The sequence below is a fragment of the Rhodococcus sp. NPDC003382 genome, assembly GCF_053589135.1.
In genome coordinates, this window is sequence record NZ_JBSFRH010000045.1 from 1 (window position 1) to 20,176 (window position 20,176).

Here is a 20,176-nt window from a genome sequence, read left to right on the forward strand (position 1 = left end):
TTCGTCGCTACATCATCTGGCGGAACAAGCACGCAGTCGACGAGAAACTACGCGAGATCGTCGACAGGGCAAACGTTGCGTGATGCGGCACTAGGAGCACTCCGGCGCACCGCCACAGGCCGCTGAACTCGACACTTGCTCGGCGGTCATTGATCCGCTCCAGTCAGCTTCCGGAGCGGATCAATGCAGTCGGAATCAAGATGAGAGCCCAGGCCTCAGGGCCAGATCTCCTCGCTGTTCCAGTGTCTCGAGAACCAACTGGGCAGTGATGGCGGTGCTGTACTGCTGCTGCCCGGTGATGAGATGCCCGTCACGAACAGCGAATGCCTCATCGGGTGCTCCGCAGATGAAGTGGGTGCCGGGAATCTTGGCGGCTTCACCCTCAATGGTGTAGTCGCTCAGGATCATCCCAACCGCCTTGTTCGCAGCTTCCTCTTCGGCGGCGCTGAACCCGGTCCACCGCTTGCCTTCGGAAACGAGGTGGCCATCGGACATCCTTGCCCACAACAACAATGACGAGCCGTGACAGATTAGGGAAGTCACCTTGCCGGATTCGTAAAAGCTGGCGACAAGTGACTGCAGTGGGGCGTCGTCCTTGAAGGTAATCAGCGGTGCGCCACCACCGGCTACCCAGACCGCGTCATAGTCGGCGACCGAGACGTCCTTGATCGGCTGGGTGTTGGCAATCGCAGCTGAGAACTGGGGATGGTTGATGAAGCCGAGGCTGATGAGGTCGTCGGCGTACGGTGTTCCCGGGGTCCGGGGGTCGCTGTGCGCATCAAACTGGGTGTTCCCGCCCAGCGGTGAAGCGATGTCTACCGAATGCCCCGCTTCGATGAACAGAAGGTAGGCGCGCGTGAGTTCCTCGGCGAAGAACCCGACCGGGAACCCCTTTAGCTCTGCCGGATTGGAGACGATCATCAAGATTCTGCGTGGTTGGTAGTGCGGCGCGGTATAGGTCTGAAAAGTGAGCTGATCGTTGGTCATAGGTTCTCCTAATCAGGCCGGTCTTTAGGTGGTCGGCGGGTTCAGTTGATGGAGGCGCTGTGGGATCTCGCAGACCGAACGCGACGTCTCGACCCCAGCGATATGGCCTTCGTATGTGCACCGGGGACCGCAGCGAGCATTGCGCTTCCTGTCCGTCTCGTCGAGAAACTCCATGACCGATGCGGCAAAGACAGCATTGTCGTCACCGGCGATCATGTGCCCTGCGCCGGTGACAACCACCTCTCTCGCTCCGGGGACCATCTCGAGGAGTTCCGCGGTACCCGCTGCGGTGACGACGTCCGAATTGCCGCCTCGGACCACGAGGGTGGGGACGTCGATGTTGTGGGCCGCCGCGATCAGCCGCTGCTCACGTTCCGATCTGGTCGGCTCGTCAGCGGGAACGAGAAACGCAGGATCCCAATGCCAGTGCCACCGACCGTCCTCGCCGCGACGGACGTTCTTGCGGACTCCGTCGACGCTCGAGGGCCGAGGGCGATGCGGATTGTAGGCGGCGATCGCGTCGACGACCTCTTCGAGCGAGGCGAACCCGTCTTGCCGCGCGGTCATGAAATCGCGAATCCGGTTCACACCCGACGGTTCGACTCGAGGAGCGACGTCGACGAGGACCAGTCCGCGCGCACGCACTGCACCTTCGCCGATGGCGACGAGGCTGGTGATTCCACCCATCGATGCCCCGATAAGGACGGGCTCGGTATCGAGTTCGTCGACGACGCAGGAAAGGTCGTCGACGAACCGATCCAGGGTGTAGTCCCCGTCCGGCGCCCATCCACTGTCCCCATGTCCGCGAGCATCGAGCGCTAGGGCAGTCCACCCTTGGCGCTGCAATGTTGTTGCCGTGCGCGACCAGGAGTGGCGAGTTTGCCCGCCCCCGTGGAGGAGGATCGCCACGCCATACTCGTCCGGGGCGATCCTCAGATCGCCGGCCAGCGTCAGTCCAGGTGCCTGCACGGTAAGGGGCTTGGTGGTGAAGGTGGTCATGTCGACTCTCCTGTCGTGGTACCGACCATGGGGTGGTGTCGTGGTGACGGTTCGGTGCGGCGCGCCGTCACCACGACGGGTGATGCGTCACTGCGAGGGGGTGCGGGCGGCGATGTCGCGGCGCCAGCATGCGTGCGATCAGGCGAACTATCGCACGGAATAATCCGTGTCTACCGCGACCCGTCCGGCAAAGTGTCCGCCCCGATACCGCTGATCTCGGTGATCGTCCAACCGTCACGGTTGTCCATACCGAGCCGGTACGTCGCGGTCGAGACGATACCTTCGGGGACCTGCGCGTTCGTGGTGCGAACACTTACGAAGCAGTCCACCGTGAACGTCCCATCGGGCCCTGTCACGGCCTTGGCGGTGATGGGCAGGGCCGTCGATGTCCACTGCAGAGGAACAATGATCTGTTCCATGGATGTGGCGGCTTTGACCAGACGATCGGTCAATTCCGGGGTGGTGCCCGATGTCAATCGCGACCGCCACGAACCGAGGTCTCGAAAGTCCATCTCTGCGGCACCGCGTGCGTAGCCGAGGGCGACCTCTTCGGCCTCCGCCCGCGCTGCCGCGTCCGACAGGAGGGCGTCCCGTTCGTTCCGTGCATCGTTCCACTGCCATCCGACGACTGCCAGCACCGAGATCAGCAGTACACCGCCGACGACGGCGATCCCCTGCATCGGCAGACGTCGGCGGGTCGCATCCTGCACCGTGTCGTGCTCGTGGTCGTGCGTGTCGGTGATGTCCTCGGGTGTCGACTTCATCGTCCTCCTCCGGTCGTGTGCTGGTAGCGGATGGGTGCGTGTCAGGGGCCGGGTATTTCGACGTTCAGGGTGAGAGCGTCGCCGGATTCGGTGGAGGCGAGCACGTTGTTTATCAACGTGCCGATGTCCATGGCCCTAATACTGTTCGCCGCTTCCGAGACGGCAGGCAGCAGATTCACACCGATCACTTCGAGATCGGCCGCGGTCGCGTCGAGGAACTTCTGCAGTTCGCCGATGAACGGGCTGGCACCGTACTCGATGCCGTCGTTCAACATCCCCTGATCCTGCACGTCGCGAACAGCATCAGCCAGGTCGGTCAAACCGCTGAGAAGCCCCACCAACCAGGGTGCGGATGCGTGCATGCCGGTCGAAACGGTGACGCTGTCCATCAAGAGAGGTTGGATGGTTCGCAGGATCGTGGTGAAGGTGTCGGCATTCCGGGTGAGCGTCGCCGCCATGAGTTCACCAGAGCGCGAGAGGTTCCCGTGCACCCGGGGGTCGTCGGGCAGGGCCACGTCGAGGGTCCGGAAGATGTCGCGGACCCCTTCGGGTTCGACCTGCGTGAGCAGGTTCGTCAGCTTCTCGGACAGCTCCTCGAAGGTCGTCGGGACGTAGACCTGATCGTCGTCGATCACCGCACCGTCCTCGAGATACTGCGCGGCGGTCGACTGCGGCCACACCGCGAGGAAGGGCTCGCCCAGGGCGGAGAGGTTGTCGAGACGGATGGTGCTGTCGGCGGGGATCGGCGAGTTGCGGTCGTACTTCCAGGCCACGTGGACGGCGTCGGCCGAGGCGGTGATGTCGGCGACCTCTCCGATCTCGATGCCTCGCATGAGCACTCGGGATCCGACGACCAAGCCGTTGGTGTCGGGCACCTCGACCTCGGCAGTGTACGCGTCCTCGCCGAGTCCGGTCTGCAGTCCGGCCTGACCCATGTAGACGAAGGACAGTGCCGCGATGAGCACCATCCCCGTGACGGACAGTACAGTTCGTCGGTTCACTGCACAGCTCCCAACATGCGAAGGATGTTCTCGGCGTCGGACACGAGCTGATCGCCGTCGGCCGACTCGACCGACACGATGTCGACGGACGGGTTCTGCGCGAATGGGATCAGCGTCGTGCGCAGGAAGTGCGAGAGTTCCACCGTTGCCGACGGGCCTCCACGAGAAATCTCGGTGGTGTCGGCCAACGACTCGAACATCGGAACCAACCAGTAGCCACCGACGTACAGGGTGCCGACGGAAGCCAGAATGTGCCCGACATGGGAGACCACGCCGGCGAGCATTCTGTCCCAATAGTGGTTCGACGACTCGTCGAAAAGCGTTCGGAGAGAGTCTGCATTGTTGTTCAACGCTGTCGCAGAGGAATTCACGCCGTCGAGCATCCGGTCGATCTCGATGGTTTGTTGTGCCAGGTCCTCGAGGTCGACAGCAACGGTCCCGGCGAGCCGTTCGATCTCGGCGATGTCGGGCATGACAGCGTTGACCCGTGCCATTACCTGTTCGATCCTGCGGATGCTGCCTCCGTTGACGAAGGTCGCGAGCATCGCCATGGTGTCCTCGAGCTGCGGCGGTGAGGTCGTACGCTCGACCGGTACCGTTGCTCCGTCCCCCAGGTACTCGCCGGCCCTGCCGCCGGGGCTCCGCAACAGTGCCACGTAGGTGTCACCGAGCAGAGTGTTCTGCCGCACGATGGCACGGACGTCCGCTGGAACCTTGGTGTCGGAACGTATTCCGATACACACAGCGACGCTGTCGTCCTGTACTTCGAGGTTGCGCACCTCACCGACGCGCATGCCGTCCATGATGACGTCCGCTCCGGACGGCAGGTTCATGACAGACGCGAACTCGACCGAGATCTCATAGCCCTCCCCGATACCACCACGCACGGACGGAAGGTCTTCCGGCCGCAGCGAGCACGACGGGACGACGAGGAGCATGGACAGTGCGGCGACTGCACGTGTGAAGCGGCGGGAAATCATCGCGCCGTTCCGATCGGGTTCAGCAGGTTCATCAGACCCTCGGGTGTGACGCGCGCACCTGCGCCGGCACCCTTGCAGCTGCCCGGGCTCACGCTCTCCAGCACCTCGCACAGCCGGGCGGCCTCATCGTCGCTCAATGTGATCTGTGGGGGCATGTACTCGACCGAGAGTGCACCGGCGGCGCGTGTCTGCGAGGAGACCGCATTCGACATCGACGGGATCGTGGACACTAGATCACCTATCGAACCAGATTGCTGCGCAGCACGTTTGATGGCTTCGACGGCTCTCCCGTGCACGAACGGCCAGATCTCCTCACCGTAGGTGGTTTGGATGTCATAGAGCAATGCGACTACCGATGCCAATCCCACGCACACGTCCACGGCGCCAGGCCACAACCCCAGACTTCCTTCTGCGACTCTCGGAAGCGTGTCGAAAAGTCCTTTGAGGTTTGGCCAATGGACGAGTGCGTCTTCGGTGAGCGGTGCCATGTTCGAGATCGACGATCCGATGTCAGCGAGGAATCCGTCGGGGTTCTCCATCGCGTTCGCGGCGTGAATCATCATCTGCCGGGTGTTCTCGCCCTGGCCGCGCAGCGCTTCGTTCAGTCCTGAGATCGCCGCCTCGATGGTCTCGTCGCCGGCCTCGGGCGCGAGTGCCTCGATGAAGTCGGCTGCGGATCCGACGACTTCGGAGATCGTCTTCGGGGTGTAGCCGTTGTCGCGGTCGATGCACGTCTCCGGGGCGAGTTGCGGGCCGGATTCGTAGTTGCCCACCAGTTCGAGGCTGCGGTCGGCGAGGATCGACTTGGACCGTGTCACCGCCTTCACGTCCGCGGGAAAAACACGGCCGTTGTCGACGGTGAAGCGCACCTCGACGTGGGTGGCCCTCTGTTCGACGGAGTCGACCTTGCCGATCGGAAAGCCCATCTGGGTCACCGGGTTCCCCGGGTACAGGCCGACGGCGTCGGGCATCTCCGCGCAGTAGGTTGCGGTGTCGGCGGCTCGCCTCAGGGGCTGTGCGGACGTCACTCCCGCACCACATACGCCCACGAGGACGGTGGTGGTCACGGCGACGGTCGCCAGCCTCTTCGCCCTCTTCACACTCGGCCCTGCCAGTCTTGTCAGCATCGCAGTTCTCGATTCGCCAATCATGGGGTCAGCACTGCCGTCCGGGTACCGGGATGCAGATGTCGGAGGCCATGAGGGTGCCCCCGCCGACAGCGATGATCCCCTCCGGTGTCAGCCATCGGGCGAGTTGGTCGCGGGTGGCGGACAGCGCTTCGATCGACGGTCCGACGGTCGCGTTGAGCTCCTCGATCATCGAGCGGACCTGCGTGATCCCGTTCTCCAGCGCATCCCGATGATCGAGGTAGTAGTCGGCGAACGGGGCTACTGTCACCAGGATATGTCCCAGAAGTCGGTAGGCCTCGTTGAATCCGGCCTGAGTGATGTCGTAGGTCTGGAAGACGATTTCGATCTCGCGGATGACGTCGAACACCATCTCCCGGCTGCCGTTGAAGGTCGTCAGGTATTCCGACGCGAGAGTCGCGACGGTGTGGACCTGCCGGCGCTGATCGTCCATGACCCGAGCGACGGCGGACATGCCGGAGATGATCGACTCGATCGATCCAGGGTTTTTCTGCAAGGCATCTGCGACCTGTATCAGGTTCGCGTCGATGCCCGTGCCATCAACGTTGTCGGTGACGTTTGGTGCGGCTTGGAGCACGTCGCCGATCGAGTACGGCACCGAAACCTGGTTGGCGGGAATGACCGCATTACCTAATGGGGTCCGGCCGAGGGGGAACAGAGTCACGGCGTAGCCACCGACCGGCGTCAGCATCCTGACCTCGACTCGTGACTCGGTTCCAACCATCAGATCGTCCTCGATCTCCATGTACACCTTCACGGTGTCGTCGCCGAGTTCCATCTTCAATACCTTGCCCACCGACACACCCGCGACACGCACGTCCTGGCCGGTGGAGACCGCCGAGACGTCGATGGTCTCGAACGCCACGGTCGTGCGTCCCGGAGGACGCATGTACAGAACCGCGGTGGCAAGGAGCGCGAGTACGACGACGATCGCGACGAAGGTGCCGATGCGAATGTCGTTGTCGAAGAAGGACAGAACCTTGTTGAGCCGGCGACGGCGAGGCGTGTTCACTACGGATTGCATACGACGACCTCGCTTCCATCCAGGAGTACCTGCACATCGGTTGGCAGCTGCGCGATGCCGTTGGAGCATCCACCCGCCGGTGCACTCATCGGCACCTGTAAACCCGCCACTGCCGGCGGCAGGAGACGAACCGCCTCGGCTGCTTCTTCGAGGGAGGCGAACGCCGATGCCACCATCGCGTCGACGTCCGCGCCCGGCGCCAGACCGTAGGCGTCTAACAGGCGCTTGATGGGAGTGAGGAACTCCGGCCCGTAAGTCGCCGTGCTGTGGAACTGATCGAGGACATTCAGTGCATTTGAGATGGGCTGACGCACAGCTGTGATGAAGTCGGTGACATTGCCCGAGCGGCCGCCCATGCTGTCGGAGATACGGGCCAGGTTGTCGACGAGAGTCGCGATGACCTGCTCGCGGTCCGACGCGAGGTCCGCCAGGTGCTGCGCGTCGTCCAGCATCGGCTTCAGTCCTCCACCATCACCCTGCAGCAGGGCAATGGCGTTCTCGGTGAACCGGTTGATTTCCTCGGTGCTCATCGTCGCCAGCACCGGCTGCAAGCCGTTGAACAGCGAGGTGATGTCGAACGACGACTTGGTGCTCTCGAGCGGCAGACGGTCGACGGGAGTACCGGACCCGTCCCTGAAGTCCACATCGATATACCGCACACCGGTGAGGTTCTGGTACTTCACCGCCAGCGTCGTGGTATCGGTCAACTCGTAGGGTTCCTCCATTGTGAACTCGACCTCCGCGATGGTCTTGCCGTCGCGTTCGATCAGTTCGATGGAGCCGACCTTTCCGATGCGAACACCGCGGGTGCGGATGTCCCCGTTGACGCCCAGGCCCGATACGTCAGAGAACTCGGCGGTGAAGCTGTGGGTCGGCCCGTTGACCGGGCTGCGCATGGCACTGATGACCAGCCCGAACAGCACCGCGGAGATCAGGGCGGCGACGACGAGCGTGACGATCGGCGCGATGTAACTGGCACGTGTGGTCACCGGCCGCCTCCTTCGGTCGTGGCGGCCGGGATTGCACCGAGGCCGAGCGGAACCGTGAACGCCGGCAGCACGTCGACGAGCACCCTCAGACGCAGGCGCTTGCCGTCAGGGGTGTCGACGAAGGCGTTGTCGAGTCGGCGCACCACGTCCTGTGCCGCGGCGGGCGTCAGACCGCCGCTGTTCAGATGCGGGAGAACGTCGGAGGCCACGACGACGGTCTGGATGAGCGGGGTCAGTTCCTCACCGTGCGAGGCGAGCAATACACCTGCCTGGCCGAACAACTGGTTGGATACGAGTGTCAGACCGGCGTCAGCTCTATCGATCACTTCGTCGTCGACCCCGACAGAACCGTCCGGAAGTATGTGATACCGACTGAAGAAGAGGCTCATGAGCGATTCGATCGCCTGATCGCCGAAGTCGGGAAAGGCCTCGAGGATGTCATTGAAGCGGGCAAGCAGGGTGCTCGGCATCTCCTGTTGGGTCTCGGCGACGCGATCGGCGAGAAACACGCCGGTGTCAATCCAGGGGGTGAAACCGTCGAGGTAGTGGACGGTCTTGTCGAGCGAGGAGATCATGTCGTCGGTGAGGGTGCCGTCGATCGTGAGCGATCCCTGCTCGATCATCGTCGACATCGTGTAGTCACCTTCGGGTGTCTTTTCCAGCTGCGCGCCCGATTCGAGCGGCGCGCCACCGGATTGCGCGAGGATGTTCACCGCTGAGGTACCGAAGTAGTTCTCGGGACGGTAGTCGAGCTCGAAAGAATCGGTCAGTCCGTCGATCTGGGACTTGTCGAGCACCAGCTTCATCTGGACCGACTCGGACGGGGTACGTGCGAGGCCGGTCACCTTCCCGATGGTCTGTCCGTGCAGCACTACCTTGGTGCCCTCGGCGACACCCGGACCGAGATAGGGGATGTTGACTGTGAGTTCGACTCCGTTCGGAGCGGTGATCTTCGGGTACACCGTGGCCGCGGCGAGGCCTGCCGCCCCGACACACAGGATCGCTGCAGCACCGGCGGCGACCAGTCGGCGGGACTGTTCTGCAGCCGTGCCGCGGAGAAAGTCCTGACTTCTCGACATGGTGAGTTCCTCATCCCTTGAAGACGAGTTCCGGGCTCAGGCCCCAGATGATGACGGTCATGACGAAGTTGAGTACGACGATCGCGACAAGGCTGGCACGGATCGCTCGTCCGGAAGCAGCGCCGACACCGGCCGGTCCGCCGGACGCGAAATATCCATAGTAGCAATGGATCATCGTGACCACCACACAGAAGATCAGTGTCTTCACCACCGACGCCGCGAGATCCGGGACGGACAGGAACTGGGTGAAGTAGTGATCGTAGGTGCCGCTGGGCTGGCCATGGAAGGTCTTCACGACGATCCCACCAGTGACAAAGGCGACGACGAGAGCCATGAGATAACCCGGCAACACCACGAGCATGCTGCCGATCAGACGGGGGCCCACGACGAACGGGATCGCCTGCAGCCCGATCGATTCCGTTGCGTCGATCTCCTCGGAGATGCGCATGGCGCCGATCTCGGCAGTCATGCGGCAGCCGGCCTGGGCCGCGAAACCGACGCCCGTGATGATCGGGGCGATGACACGCACGTTGCCGAAGGAGCCGATGATACCGGTCAGAGCACCGAAGCCGAGCAGGTCGAAGGCCATGAACGCCTGGGTGGCGACCACGGCACCGACGGCGATGCCGAGGAAGAACATCAGGCTGATCACGCCGCCGTCGACGACGAGCGAACCGTTGCCCCAGGCCATATTGTTCATGGTCGACAGGGTCTGCTTGCGGTAGTGCTTGACCGTCTTGGGCAACAGGTAGACTGTTCGGGCGGTGAACAGGACAACCTGTCCGACCTCCTCGACTCCCGACCGGATTCGCTTCACGAATCTCGTGCCGATACGGGACAGTGCCGACCCGGTGTTCCCGCGATGCGTGGGTGTTCCCGTCGTCATCACGCCAGCCGAACCGGGAAGAACATCAACTGCAGCTGGCTTACCACGAGGTTCACGATGAAGATGCAGAAGACGCTGAGGACGACGGAGGCGTTGACCGCATTCGCGACACCGGTCGGACCGCCCTTGGCCTCGAGTCCTCGCAGACCGGCGATCAACACGACTATGGCCGCGAAGATGACGGACTTGAAGACGGAGAAGGCCAGGTCGGTGGGGGTGGCGAAGGCGCCGAACGACTGCCAGAAGCCTCCCGGCACGACGTCATTGACGTTCGCCGAGATCGTCAGACCCGCAGTGACACCCGCAGCGATGATGATGATGCACAACATCGGAGCGATGGCGAACATGGCCAGGAACCGCGGCATCACCAGGCGCTGGACCGGGTCGATACCCATCACACGGATCGCCTCGATCTCCTCGCGGATCGATCGTGCACCGAGGTCGGAAGCAATAGCTGAGGCGGCGGCCCCACTCATCAATAGTCCTGCCGCCATCGGTGCCCCCTGCCCCACGACACCGAGACCGCTGGCCGCACCGGCGAGCGAGTTGGCACCGACCTGATTCATGATGCCGCCCACCTGCACCGAGACCTCGGCACCGATCGGTACAGCCATGAGCAGAGCAGGAAGCGCGGTAACCTTGAGCAGCACCCACATCTGCTCGACCACCTCGCGCACCGGCAGTCGCCACGCGATGGTGTCTGTGACGGCATAGCGGATAACATTGCCTCCGAGTCGCGCCGAGCGTCCGATGGCGGCCAGTGAGGCCAAAGGCCTCGCGACCAGGTATCGCCGGAGTCCCGCCGGCACCACGAGTTCACGACGGGAATCCGCCGCCGGAGAGGCGGGCACTGCGTCGGCGGTCATCGCGCGATCACCTCAGGATGCCGAGGCGCGAGCCTGCAACTTCGAGTTCCCACTCGTCTGCACCTTTCTGATCGTCCGTGACCGGCGGATGCTCGTCCACGAGTCCGTTACCGGCGACGTGCGGTAGGAGAACTATTGCGAGACCACCGGAACGACTTCGATGGGCGCTTCGGAATCCGCGACTGCGTGGCAGGCGGACGGAACCGGTACGCGCTCAAGGTCTTCGAGGATGGCGCTCTGGGCGGCCGGGGGCAGAGTGTGCAGGATCGACCGCACCCGCTCCTGCCGACGCGCCACCGCCTGTCGCTCCGGCATCCCCGGAGTCGCCTGCATCTGCGGCACGATCCCCTCGATATCGTCCACACCACCGGCATGATGACCGGCCTCGACGAGCGCCTGCTCGTGCGCCATCGTCGCCTCGTCCTTCTCCTCCGACATGCCGATCGGGCCGATCATCGTCCCGTTGAGGAACTGCTTGACCACCGGCTCATCCGAGGTCAGCAGCACTTCGCGAGGACCGAACATTACCAACTGCCGACGGAACAACATCCCGATGTTGTCCGGCACCGTGCGCGCCAGATTGATGTTGTGCGAGACGATCAGGATCGTCGCATCGATCTCCGCGTTGATATCGATCAACGTCTGCGAAATGTAGGTCGTGCGCACCGGATCGAGACCCGAGTCCGGCTCGTCCACCAGAATGATCTCCGGGTCGAGCACCAACGCCCGCGCCAGACCGGCGCGCTTGCGCATACCACCGGAGATCTCCCCCGGAAGCTTGTCCTCGGCGCCGAGCAGACCGACGAGCTCGAGCTTGCTTATCACGATCTGCCGGATCTCGGACTCGGACTTCTTGGTGTGCTCACGCAACGGGAAGGCCACATTGTCGTAGAGGTTCATCGACCCGAACAACGCACCGTCCTGGAACAGCACCCCGAACAACTTGCGGATCTCGTAGAGTTCCTTGCTCGAGCACTGCAGGATGTCGGCGCCGTCGATGACGATCGAGCCCTCCTCGGGGCGCAGCAGACCGATCAGCGACTTGAGGAACACCGACTTACCGGTACCCGACGGACCGAGCAGCGCAGACACCTCACCGGCCGGCAGCGTCAACGTCACGTCCTGCCAGATACGTTGCGAGCCGAAGGACTTGGTCAGCCCCTCGACGGAAACTTCGACACCCATCAGTTCCTCTCGGTGCTTGCGATGGCGGTGGTAGGCATTCAGAGAACGTGGATGCTGACGAGCACCTATAACGTCTGCACGCTCTTACCAACGTAAGAGCTTCGTACTCAACGATATACAGCAAGTCCCGGACGTCTGCAGCCCTCACGAGCGCCGCTTCGCCGACAAGAACCACAACCAGCCTCGCGAAACAAGTTCGAACCCGGAACCCGTCGATCACACAGGTCGTGACGAGCGCAGCTTGAACGCCGAAGGAGCAAACCGGTTCAACGAGCGACCGCTTCGCGATGCAGAATGAACATGAACGGAGCGTCCATACCGCGCAGATCCATCGCGCCGAGCAGCGTGTTCTTGTCAATCAGCCGGAAATGGTCGTTAACCGGTAGGGCATCGTATGACATCGTCGCAGTCACGACACCTCGGTACTCAACCATCCGCAGCCGCGCTGCCGGCTTCGTTGTACGCAGCAGCGGCAAGAATCTCCGCACGATGCGCTGCACAACGGATACCCGCAGAAGCGTGTGCCACTTTATTGCCGCGCCCAGCGGAGCGAAGCGGGGATTCACGCAGAACTGGTCACCCTTGCCTTCCATCACAAGAGGATCAACGTCATCCGGACTACGAAACCGCTTGCCGTGCCAGCTCATAGCTTCAAGCAGGCCGTCCAACGGGTTTCCGGTTTCCAAACCCGAGCCGTGCCAGTCGCCGAGCACTTGATCCACCGTTGCGGGGGGCAGAGAGTCGAAGAATTCCAGAGCCTCTTCCAGGCTTGCGGTCCACCGAAGTCTTTCGAGGGTGTCAACGGCCGCTTGGGTCGATCCCGACTCGGTCGTCATCGCGTACTCCTAGCTATCGAATGATGTCGTATCAATTGTATTGTATTGCAAGGTAATTGCCTTGCACAGTCAGAGATTGTCTTCCCGGAAAACTCTGCTGCCGGACGCCACCCGAGACCCTTGGCACCCCGTACGTTACGGGAAGGTTCGATGGTCTATACCCACTCGCATCGCCGTAAACGGTCGCGGAAGATCGTCGATACGCGTCACTGTCGAGCTGGTGCAGGTGATCGGAGACCGCTGGGCGATCGAGGAGTGATTCCAGGCCACCGAGAACAACACCGGACTCGACCGCTACCAGCTGCACGGCGCACCGCCTGGTAGCGATACATCACGTTGGGGATGGCCGCAGCCACGTTCTTGATGATCCTGCGCCGAGGCGCTTAGGAGGGTGACTGTCAGGCAGTCGTAGAGTGCTGATTCATCTGACGGCCAGTGAGTTTCGACTCTTGTCGATCATGTCGCGTGTCCCATGAGACACGCTCTTACCCACCCACGTCCGGCACTGGTCGAACTGACATCGCATCAGTCGGGCCTGAGCCCGTGTGAGTCACTGCAAACGCCGACATCACACACTGCCGTTGCAGCGTGAGTAAATTTCTCCCTCCATATGGATGCTCCACACTTCCGACCTAGGCCTCGTCGAGAGGCGATCATTGAGAAGAACTTCGCAGTCGTCAGAGGGCCAGCGACACCCCGAGACACGAAGTGCGACGAACTTCAGGTGGCCCGACTACTCATTCTTCCGCCCTGTGAGGACCGTGAGCACGATCCTCAGATCGTCCTCTGTCAATCGTGGACGATCAGTTTCTTCTCCAGCTCTGGGACGGTTCTGACGGCGAGTGTCTCTGTCTGTCATAGCTTTCCTTGTCACTAGTGATCACCTCACCCGGGCTTCCTTCGTGGCCACGGCCGCCCTCCTCGTCTTCGACCCTCGGGGTGTCAGCGCACGGGCGTGGTGCCGCAGAGTGGCCGTTGCCTCATTCACCTGCCTGTCACGGCGCCGGGAAGGTGATCACTGCCTTGGTGGTACGTGCGCTCGCCAGATCGGCTATCGCGGTGTTGATCTCAGCGACCGGATAGGAAGTGAGGAAGGAATCGAACGGCAATTCGCCACGCTGCCACAGGTCGATCAGCCGAGGCACGAAGTCTCCCGGCACCGCATCGCCTTCGATGATGCCTCGGACCGTCCTGCCCAAGAGGAGGTCGCCGAGTCCGAAGGTGACCTCCTGATCCGCCAGGCCGATCAATCCGCAGGTCCCGCTGGTGCTCAGCAGCGAGACCGTACGCCGAATCACGGCGGCGACTCCCGAGGTGTCGATGGCATAGTCGAAGCCCTGTGGAACCAGAGCGCGTGCCGCGTCCTCGATGTCCGGCGCAACACCGTTGAGCGTGTGCGTTGCCCCGATTTCCTTGGCAGCTTGGAGCCGCTCCGGCGAGGTGTCCACCGCGACGATGGGGTAACACTCGGCAATCGCTGCCCCCATCACGGCCGACAAACCGACGGCTCCCGTTCCGGTGATGATGATCGACGAGTTCGGTTCCGGACGTAACGCACGAATGACGGCTCCGACACCGGTCTGGACCGAACAACCCAGGACACCCGCGATTTCGAGGGGAATGTAGTCGGGAATCGGCACCAGATTGCGGACTTTGACCACCGCCCGACTGGCGAAGCTCGATTGCCCGAAGAAGTGGCTGCCGACCGAGTTGCCGTCGCCGTCTGTGAAGGCCTGCGTCCCGTCAGCACGTCCAGTACTGACATTCGACGCGACGAAATCACGGCAGTACGCGGGACGTCCGGACAAACATGAGGGGCAGTTGCCGCACGAGGAGAAGCTGGCCACCACCCGATCTCCGACGGCGACCTCGGCGACGCCCGGTCCGATGGCGGTCACGGTTCCGGCCCCTTCGTGGCCCAGCACGATTGGCCCGAGAGTGGGAAGAACCGCACCGGCGGTCAGATCCGTGTGGCAGATGCCGGTGGCCGCGAAGTCGACGATCGCCTCACCTGGGCCGGGCTCGCCGACCTTGAGTTCTTCCACCTCGAACGGACCACCCGGGGTGCGGAGGACCGCAGCGATCGCCTTCATGCCGAAACTCCTGTCGTGTCGCCGGCGGCCTGCTGGGCCGCGGTCGCCATGGCGATGCGCTGTTGCTCGGCCGCCGCCAAAGTTATGCGATTCAGTACATGGACATCGGTGAACTCATCCAGACCCCACGGACCGTTCTCGACACCGAGACCACTGGACTTCACTCCGCTGAAGGGCTGGTCAGGGGTCACCGCGGCATGCCGATTGATCCAGGTCATTCCGGCTTCGAGCTGCTCTGCGATCGGTTCTGCCGCCACCGGGTCGGAGGTCCATACCGACGCCCCCAGACCGAACGAGGTGCGATTGGCTCGGGCCACCGCGTCGTCGACATCGTGATACTTGATGACCGGCAGCACGGGCCCGAACTGCTCTTCGTCTACCAGGCGGACACCGTTGTCGACGCCGGTGACGATCGTCGGGGGGAAGAAGTAGCCCGGGCCCGGCTCGCGCTGCCCACCGGCGACCACTACACCGCCTGCTGCCATCGCATCCTCCAGCAATTCGATGACGCGCTCGAGCTGCGGTCGATTGCTCACCGGCCCCAACCGCACACCCGGCTCGGATCCCGGGCCCACCGGAACCGTCGACGCCAGGTGTGCGAGCCGCTCGACCAACTCATCGTGGATCGACTCGTGGACATAGACGCGCTTGATCGCGACACAGGTCTGACCGCTGTTCTCGAACGCACTCCAGAAGATCGACTCGGCGATCTCTTCGGGTGCGGCATCCGGCAAGATGATCGCCGGATCATTACCGCCGAGTTCCAGCGTCACCCGTTTGATCTGCTGGGCGGCCGCGGCAGCGACCTTCGAACCGGTTGCGGTCGAGCCCGTAAAGCTGATCTTCCGCACACCAGGGTGCTCCACCAGTCGGGCGCCGAGCGGGTCTCGGCCGGAAATGGCATTCAGCACCCCCGGCGGCAACACCGAGTTCAAGACCTCCACCATCTTCAGTGTCGACAACGGTGTGAACGGCGAAGGCTTGAGCACCATCGTGTTCCCCGCACGCAGGGCCGGAGCGATCTTCCAGGTCGCCAACACCAGCGGCCAATTCCACGGAGTGATTGCGCCGACCACGCCAATCGGTCGTCGACTGACGCGGACCAGGCTGTCTGAGGATTCGTGCAACGTGGTCGCCGACGTCTCGAGGTCCGCGTAGTAGTTCAGCCAGGCGACGGACGCGCCGATCTCGAGGTGGGAGCCGGCCAACGGCTTGCCCTGCTCGGCCGTCAGCAGCGCTGCGATGGTGTCTGCTTCGCTGAGTAGGGCGTGGGCCGCCGCGCGCAGGGCGTCACGGCGCACGTCATCGTCGAGGCGCCAGGTGAGAAATGCCCGCTCGGCAGCGGCGACCGCAGCGTTCAACGTGTCGAGATCGCAATCGGGCGCCGACGCGATGGGTTCCTCCGTCGCGGGATCGACGACGACGAAGCGGTCACTGCTATCGACCGGGCGTCCATCAATCGTCATCCGCGCGGTAGTGGTTGTGGGCATTCTGTCCAGCCCTCCTGAGTTCGGATGGTCACTTGCAAGCATGTGACTGCTCGACCGTTCTGCTCGAGGATATGCATCAGTCGTGCCGCGAGACGCCGGCCAGATCACATTGATGTTGACCATACGATGTTGTATGTCGTAGGTCAATACACTTCTGTATGTTCAGTTCACCGTCCGGGAACGACTCGCACTTCGTCGACCTCCCGTCGCCGCGGATGGAGACAGCTCCGGCCGTCTGTGCGGTGCCATACTTGGCGGTTATGACGACACAGAACTCTCGACGCCGCTCCAGCTCGGACGACGGCCGCCTCAGCCGGAGCGATTACTTCGCTGCAGGCATGGCCATACTGGCCGAGGAGGGCCCCCGCAAACTCACCACGACCAACATCTGCGAGCGCATCGGCGTCACCAGAGGCTCGTTCTATCACCACTTCTCCAGTGGCCCCATGTTCAGGAAGGCACTGATCGCACACTGGGAAGCCGATGTCTACACCCGGGCCGAGGATGCCAAATCGGCGCAGGCCGACAGCTATGTAAGGGCCCTCAAACTGTCCGCGATCTCGGCCCAACACCGTGCCGAGCGGGCGATTCGAGGATGGTCCTACGAGGATTCTCATGTCGCCGAGGCGCAACGCCGGGTGGATAAGTTCCGTCAGGCCCAGCTCGTCCGGGTTTTCGAGGAACTCGGAGTCGACACGACCACAGCCACCACCCTCGCAGACATGGGTGTCGCACTGTACGCCGGCCTGCAGGTGGTAGAAGGCCCGGATCGCCAGCGACGCCGAGCCGTGGTGGACGTGTACGACACCGTCGTGCGCAGCGCGGGCGACGGATCCCTAGAAGGCCCCACCGAGAGCGTCTAGCCAGTCCACGACCATACAGTTGTGCATTGACTCACTACATACACAACTGTATGTTCTAGGTCATGGCGAATGACAAATCAGGTATCTGTCGAGCCGTGGCGACCTTCAAGGCCGGTGATCGACATGCACCTCAATGAGATGGCGCGTCGATCGCCGGACAAGGCCGCAGCGATCGACGGCGCGACGGGCGCGGTGACGACCTTCCAACAGCTCGACCACGAGTCAAATCAGCTCGCTCAGCTTTGGCGGGCGGCCGGTCTGACCCGCGGTGACGTCGTCGCCGTGCTCATGACGAACAGTGCCCGCTACTTGAACGTGGCGTGGTCGGCCATGCGCTCGGGGCTGTATTTGGTGCCTGTCAACTGGCATCTCACTGCTGCGGAGGCGACATACATCGTCAGCAACAGCGAAGCCCGCGCGCTTGTGGTCTCGAGCGAACTCGTCGATACCGCACGGGAGATCATCGATTCGGTGGATCGCCCCGAGTTGGCGGTCTTGCTGGTCGGCGAATCGCGGAGCGGTCTCGACTCCTACGACGAATGCATCGAGCAGCATCCCGCCGAGCCGATTCCCGACGAAAGTCAGGGCGCGCTAATGCTTTACTCCTCCGGCACCACGGGCAGGCCGAAAGGCATCAAGCCCGGTTTGCCGGGAACGCCCTTCGGCGAAACCCAGCCCATGGCTCGACTGCTCAATGGGTCCACGGGGCTCGGGGAGTCATCCACCTACTTGTGTCCGGCTCCGCTCTACCACTCCGCGCCGCTCGGCTGGTCAATCGCTGCGCAGGAGTTGGGAGCAACTGTCGTGGTGATGAATCACTTCGACGCTGAGCAGGCGTTGGCCCTGATCGAACGGCACCGGGTGACGCATGCCCAGTTCGTTCCGACGATGCTCCTGCGCATGCTCAAACTGCCTGAGGAGGTCCGGGCGCAGTACGACCTGTCAAGCCTGCAGTACGTCGTGCACGCCGGCGCACCCTGCCCGCCGGATGCGAAAGAGAAGATCATCGACTGGCTCGGGCCGATCGTCCACGAGTACTACGGCTTCAGCGAAGGTACGTGCTTCTTCACGATCGACACCCCGGGTTGGCTCTCCCACCGCGGATCGGTCGGAAAGCCGCTGCTGGGCGTCCCGCACATTCTCGACGGCGAAGGCAATGAACTCGGCCCCGGCGAGGTCGGACAGATCTGGATCGACAGCCCGGTGCGGTTCAACTACCACGGCGATCCGACGAAGACGGCCAGCGCGTTCAATGCGGCCGGATGGAGCACCGTCGGCGATATCGGTTGGCTCGATGCCGACGGCTATCTCTATCTCTCCGACCGCCGCACCGACTTGATCATCGTCGGCGGGGTCAACGTCTATCCCCGAGAAATCGAGGAAGCTTTGGGCGCACACGAATCGGTGGAGGACGTCGCCGTCATCGGACTCCCGCACGAGGAGATGGGCCAGCAGGTCAAGGCCGTGGTCCAGCTGGCGCCGGGCGTCGCCCCGAGCGACGCACTCGCGGCCGATCTCCTGGAATTCTGCGCCGGCCGACTCGCCCGCGTGAAGCAGCCCCGAACGATCGACTTCATCGACGAACTTCCCCGCCTGCCAACCGGAAAACTGCTTCGGCGCGCAGTCCGCGACCGGTATCTCACTGCTTCCGAGAACGCTGGCACCTAAGGCACTCTCGAACAACATCGAGGAGCAACACGTGACAACCGAACAGCCCGACATCGATATCTCCGACATGGTGGACCCCGCCGCCTTCGAGCGCGGCTATCCACACCACGTGTGGACCGAACTCCGCCACAAATCCCCCGTGCACTGGTGCGAGCCTGAAGGGTTCACCCCCTTCTGGGCAGTGACCCGGCACGCCGACATCACAACGGTGTCCACCAATCCCCACCTCTTCAGCTCCTCCGGAACCATGGCCATCCAGCCTCGTGCGGCACAGGCCAACGAGATTCCTCGCGATCTCCAGCCGCCGACGGTATTGAACACCGACCCGCCCCTGCATCGCGAGTACCGCAACCTGGTCCAGCCCTACTTCCGTCCGCGAGTGCTCGCCGAGCTGGAGAATCGCGTCCGCGAGATTACCCGAGAGCTGCTCGACGGCCTTACCGGCGAGCAGGAGTTCGATTTCGTCGACGATTTCGTCGCATGGCACCCGTTGCGGATGATCAGCCAGCTGCTGGGCATCCCCCGCGAGGATGAACAAATCGTTCTGAATATGACGAACTCCGTTCTCGCGGTAGATGATCCCGAGTTCGCTGCCGATGATCGCAAGGACGACTCGCCCGAAGTCGAGGCCAGTGTGGTATCGGGAACCCGTTGGGAGACCTTCGCCCCCTACCTGCTGGATCTGATCGCCAAGCGGCGTGCGCAACCGACCGAAGATCTGGCCAGCGTGATCGTCAACGGCGAGATCAACGGCGAACCGCTCGACGACATGGTCGCGATGATCTATCTGCTGATCATCGCGACCGCGGGCCACGACACCACCCGCAATACACTGGCCGGCGGCATGCTCGCGTTGCTGGAGAATCCCGATCAGTTGGCCCTGCTGCGAGAGTCACCGTCGCTCGCACCTCTGGCCACCAAAGAGTTCGTCCGGTGGGCCACTCCTGTCGCACACTTCGCACGGACCGCGACCGAGGACTCCGAGCTCGGCGGACGTTCCATCAAGGCAGGCGACGTCGTAGCGCTCTACTACCCGTCGGGAAACCGCGACGAGACCGTCTTCGACGATCCCTTCACCTTCCGGATCGACCGAGAGCACAATCCCCATCTCGGCTTCGGCATCGGCGAGCACTTCTGCATGGGATCGTCACTGGCCCAGATGGAGATCAAGGTCCTGCTGGAGGAGCTGATCCCCCGGCTCGAGCACATCGAGCTGGCAGGTGAAGCAGAGCGCATCCGCACCACGCATATCGGCGGCGTCAAGCACCTGCCGATCCGGTGGAAGCTCGCCACCTCCTGAACCAGGCTCACCACAGCC

Annotated in this window: 18 protein-coding genes and 1 pseudogene; 3 read left to right on the forward strand and 16 right to left on the reverse strand. The window is 63.1% G+C overall.

Annotation, left to right across the window (positions count from 1 at the left end):
* Positions 1–195: 195 nt before the first annotated feature.
* The 16 genes and pseudogenes from ACWDUD_RS24355 to ACWDUD_RS24430 form a co-directional block, all read right to left on the reverse strand.
* Positions 196–987 carry a type 1 glutamine amidotransferase domain-containing protein gene (locus ACWDUD_RS24355; protein ID WP_450110943.1) on the reverse strand — a complete coding sequence of 264 codons (792 nt, stop codon included), beginning with the start codon at positions 985–987 and terminating at the stop codon, positions 196–198.
* A gap of 24 nt (positions 988–1,011) precedes the next feature.
* Entirely contained in the window at positions 1,012–1,986 is a 975-nt protein-coding gene (locus tag ACWDUD_RS24360; protein ID WP_450110944.1) for an alpha/beta fold hydrolase, read from the reverse strand.
* A 170-nt stretch (positions 1,987–2,156) separates the two neighbouring features.
* Positions 2,157–2,750: a hypothetical protein gene (locus ACWDUD_RS24365; RefSeq protein ID WP_450110945.1), complete on the reverse strand. Its 594-nt coding sequence runs from the start codon at positions 2,748–2,750 to the stop codon at positions 2,157–2,159.
* 41 nt (positions 2,751–2,791) lie between these two features.
* Positions 2,792–3,751: an MlaD family protein gene (locus ACWDUD_RS24370; RefSeq protein WP_450110946.1), complete on the reverse strand. Its 960-nt coding sequence runs from the start codon at positions 3,749–3,751 to the stop codon at positions 2,792–2,794.
* A complete protein-coding gene (locus ACWDUD_RS24375) occupies positions 3,748–4,302 on the reverse strand; it encodes a hypothetical protein (RefSeq protein ID WP_450110984.1) in 555 nt (184 codons plus the stop codon). Before ACWDUD_RS24375 ends, ACWDUD_RS24370 begins: the two co-directional genes overlap by 4 nt.
* A gap of 108 nt (positions 4,303–4,410) precedes the next feature.
* Positions 4,411–4,731, reverse strand: a pseudogene (locus ACWDUD_RS24380) (MlaD family protein); the annotation flags it as partial.
* Positions 4,728–5,759: an MlaD family protein gene (locus tag ACWDUD_RS24385; protein ID WP_450110947.1), complete on the reverse strand. Its 1,032-nt coding sequence runs from the start codon at positions 5,757–5,759 to the stop codon at positions 4,728–4,730. The gene ACWDUD_RS24385 and the pseudogene ACWDUD_RS24380, both read right to left, overlap by 4 nt.
* Before the next feature lie 127 nt (positions 5,760–5,886).
* Positions 5,887–6,891, reverse strand: a complete 1,005-nt coding sequence (locus ACWDUD_RS24390) for an MlaD family protein (protein WP_450110948.1) — start codon at positions 6,889–6,891, stop codon at positions 5,887–5,889.
* A complete protein-coding gene (locus tag ACWDUD_RS24395) occupies positions 6,891–7,826 on the reverse strand; it encodes an MlaD family protein (RefSeq protein WP_450110949.1) in 936 nt (311 codons plus the stop codon). Before ACWDUD_RS24395 ends, ACWDUD_RS24390 begins: the two co-directional genes overlap by 1 nt.
* Positions 7,827–7,888: 62 nt before the next feature.
* A complete protein-coding gene (locus ACWDUD_RS24400; protein WP_450110950.1) occupies positions 7,889–8,971 on the reverse strand; it encodes an Mce family protein in 1,083 nt (360 codons plus the stop codon).
* A gap of 10 nt (positions 8,972–8,981) precedes the next feature.
* Complete coding sequence (locus tag ACWDUD_RS24405) at positions 8,982–9,857, reverse strand: MlaE family ABC transporter permease (RefSeq protein WP_450110951.1); 876 nt, start codon at positions 9,855–9,857, stop codon at positions 8,982–8,984.
* Entirely contained in the window at positions 9,857–10,723 is an 867-nt protein-coding gene (locus ACWDUD_RS24410; RefSeq protein WP_450110952.1) for an MlaE family ABC transporter permease, read from the reverse strand. The genes ACWDUD_RS24405 and ACWDUD_RS24410 overlap by 1 nt, the downstream gene beginning before the upstream one ends.
* Before the next feature lie 132 nt (positions 10,724–10,855).
* On the reverse strand, positions 10,856–11,908 hold the full coding sequence (locus tag ACWDUD_RS24415; protein ID WP_450110953.1) for an ABC transporter ATP-binding protein: 1,053 nt from the start codon (positions 11,906–11,908) through the stop codon (positions 10,856–10,858).
* A 266-nt stretch (positions 11,909–12,174) separates the two neighbouring features.
* Positions 12,175–12,744, reverse strand: coding sequence for a DUF4334 domain-containing protein (locus ACWDUD_RS24420; protein WP_450110954.1), 570 nt, complete (start codon positions 12,742–12,744; stop codon positions 12,175–12,177).
* Between the two features lie 995 nt (positions 12,745–13,739).
* Entirely contained in the window at positions 13,740–14,837 is a 1,098-nt protein-coding gene (locus tag ACWDUD_RS24425; RefSeq protein WP_450110955.1) for an NAD(P)-dependent alcohol dehydrogenase, read from the reverse strand.
* Positions 14,834–16,327: an aldehyde dehydrogenase family protein gene (locus ACWDUD_RS24430; protein ID WP_450110956.1), complete on the reverse strand. Its 1,494-nt coding sequence runs from the start codon at positions 16,325–16,327 to the stop codon at positions 14,834–14,836. Before ACWDUD_RS24430 ends, ACWDUD_RS24425 begins: the two co-directional genes overlap by 4 nt.
* A 260-nt stretch (positions 16,328–16,587) precedes the next feature.
* On the opposite strand from ACWDUD_RS24430, the gene ACWDUD_RS24435 reads away from it, so the two are divergent.
* The 3 genes from ACWDUD_RS24435 to ACWDUD_RS24445 all read left to right on the forward strand — a co-directional run bounded on the left by ACWDUD_RS24435 (position 16,588) and on the right by ACWDUD_RS24445 (position 20,158).
* Positions 16,588–17,190, forward strand: a complete 603-nt coding sequence (locus tag ACWDUD_RS24435) for a TetR/AcrR family transcriptional regulator (RefSeq protein WP_450110957.1) — start codon at positions 16,588–16,590, stop codon at positions 17,188–17,190.
* A gap of 123 nt (positions 17,191–17,313) precedes the next feature.
* Positions 17,314–18,858 carry an acyl-CoA synthetase gene (locus tag ACWDUD_RS24440; RefSeq protein WP_450110982.1) on the forward strand — a complete coding sequence of 515 codons (1,545 nt, stop codon included), beginning with the start codon at positions 17,314–17,316 and terminating at the stop codon, positions 18,856–18,858.
* A 31-nt stretch (positions 18,859–18,889) separates the two neighbouring features.
* Positions 18,890–20,158: a cytochrome P450 gene (locus ACWDUD_RS24445; protein ID WP_450110958.1), complete on the forward strand. Its 1,269-nt coding sequence runs from the start codon at positions 18,890–18,892 to the stop codon at positions 20,156–20,158.
* Positions 20,159–20,176: the final 18 nt, after the last annotated feature.

Bases quoted from the DNA above. Each gene is read 5' to 3' on its own strand.
- ACWDUD_RS24355 (WP_450110943.1), bottom strand. From the start codon at position 987: ATGACCAACGATCAGCTCACTTTTCAGACCTATACCGCGCCGCACTAC.
- ACWDUD_RS24360 (WP_450110944.1), bottom strand. From the start codon at position 1,986: ATGACCACCTTCACCACCAAGCCCCTTACCGTGCAGGCACCTGGACTG.
- ACWDUD_RS24365 (WP_450110945.1), bottom strand. From the start codon at position 2,750: ATGAAGTCGACACCCGAGGACATCACCGACACGCACGACCACGAGCAC.
- ACWDUD_RS24375 (WP_450110984.1), bottom strand. From the start codon at position 4,302: ATGGCGATGCTCGCGACCTTCGTCAACGGAGGCAGCATCCGCAGGATC.
- ACWDUD_RS24400 (WP_450110950.1), bottom strand. From the start codon at position 8,971: ATGTCGAGAAGTCAGGACTTTCTCCGCGGCACGGCTGCAGAACAGTCC.
- ACWDUD_RS24405 (WP_450110951.1), bottom strand. From the start codon at position 9,857: ATGACGACGGGAACACCCACGCATCGCGGGAACACCGGGTCGGCACTG.
- ACWDUD_RS24410 (WP_450110952.1), bottom strand. From the start codon at position 10,723: ATGACCGCCGACGCAGTGCCCGCCTCTCCGGCGGCGGATTCCCGTCGT.
- ACWDUD_RS24415 (WP_450110953.1), bottom strand. From the start codon at position 11,908: ATGGGTGTCGAAGTTTCCGTCGAGGGGCTGACCAAGTCCTTCGGCTCG.
- ACWDUD_RS24420 (WP_450110954.1), bottom strand. From the start codon at position 12,744: ATGACGACCGAGTCGGGATCGACCCAAGCGGCCGTTGACACCCTCGAA.
- ACWDUD_RS24425 (WP_450110955.1), bottom strand. From the start codon at position 14,837: ATGAAGGCGATCGCTGCGGTCCTCCGCACCCCGGGTGGTCCGTTCGAG.
- ACWDUD_RS24430 (WP_450110956.1), bottom strand. From the start codon at position 16,327: ATGCCCACAACCACTACCGCGCGGATGACGATTGATGGACGCCCGGTC.
- ACWDUD_RS24435 (WP_450110957.1), top strand. From the start codon at position 16,588: ATGACGACACAGAACTCTCGACGCCGCTCCAGCTCGGACGACGGCCGC.
- ACWDUD_RS24440 (WP_450110982.1), top strand. From the start codon at position 17,314: ATGCACCTCAATGAGATGGCGCGTCGATCGCCGGACAAGGCCGCAGCG.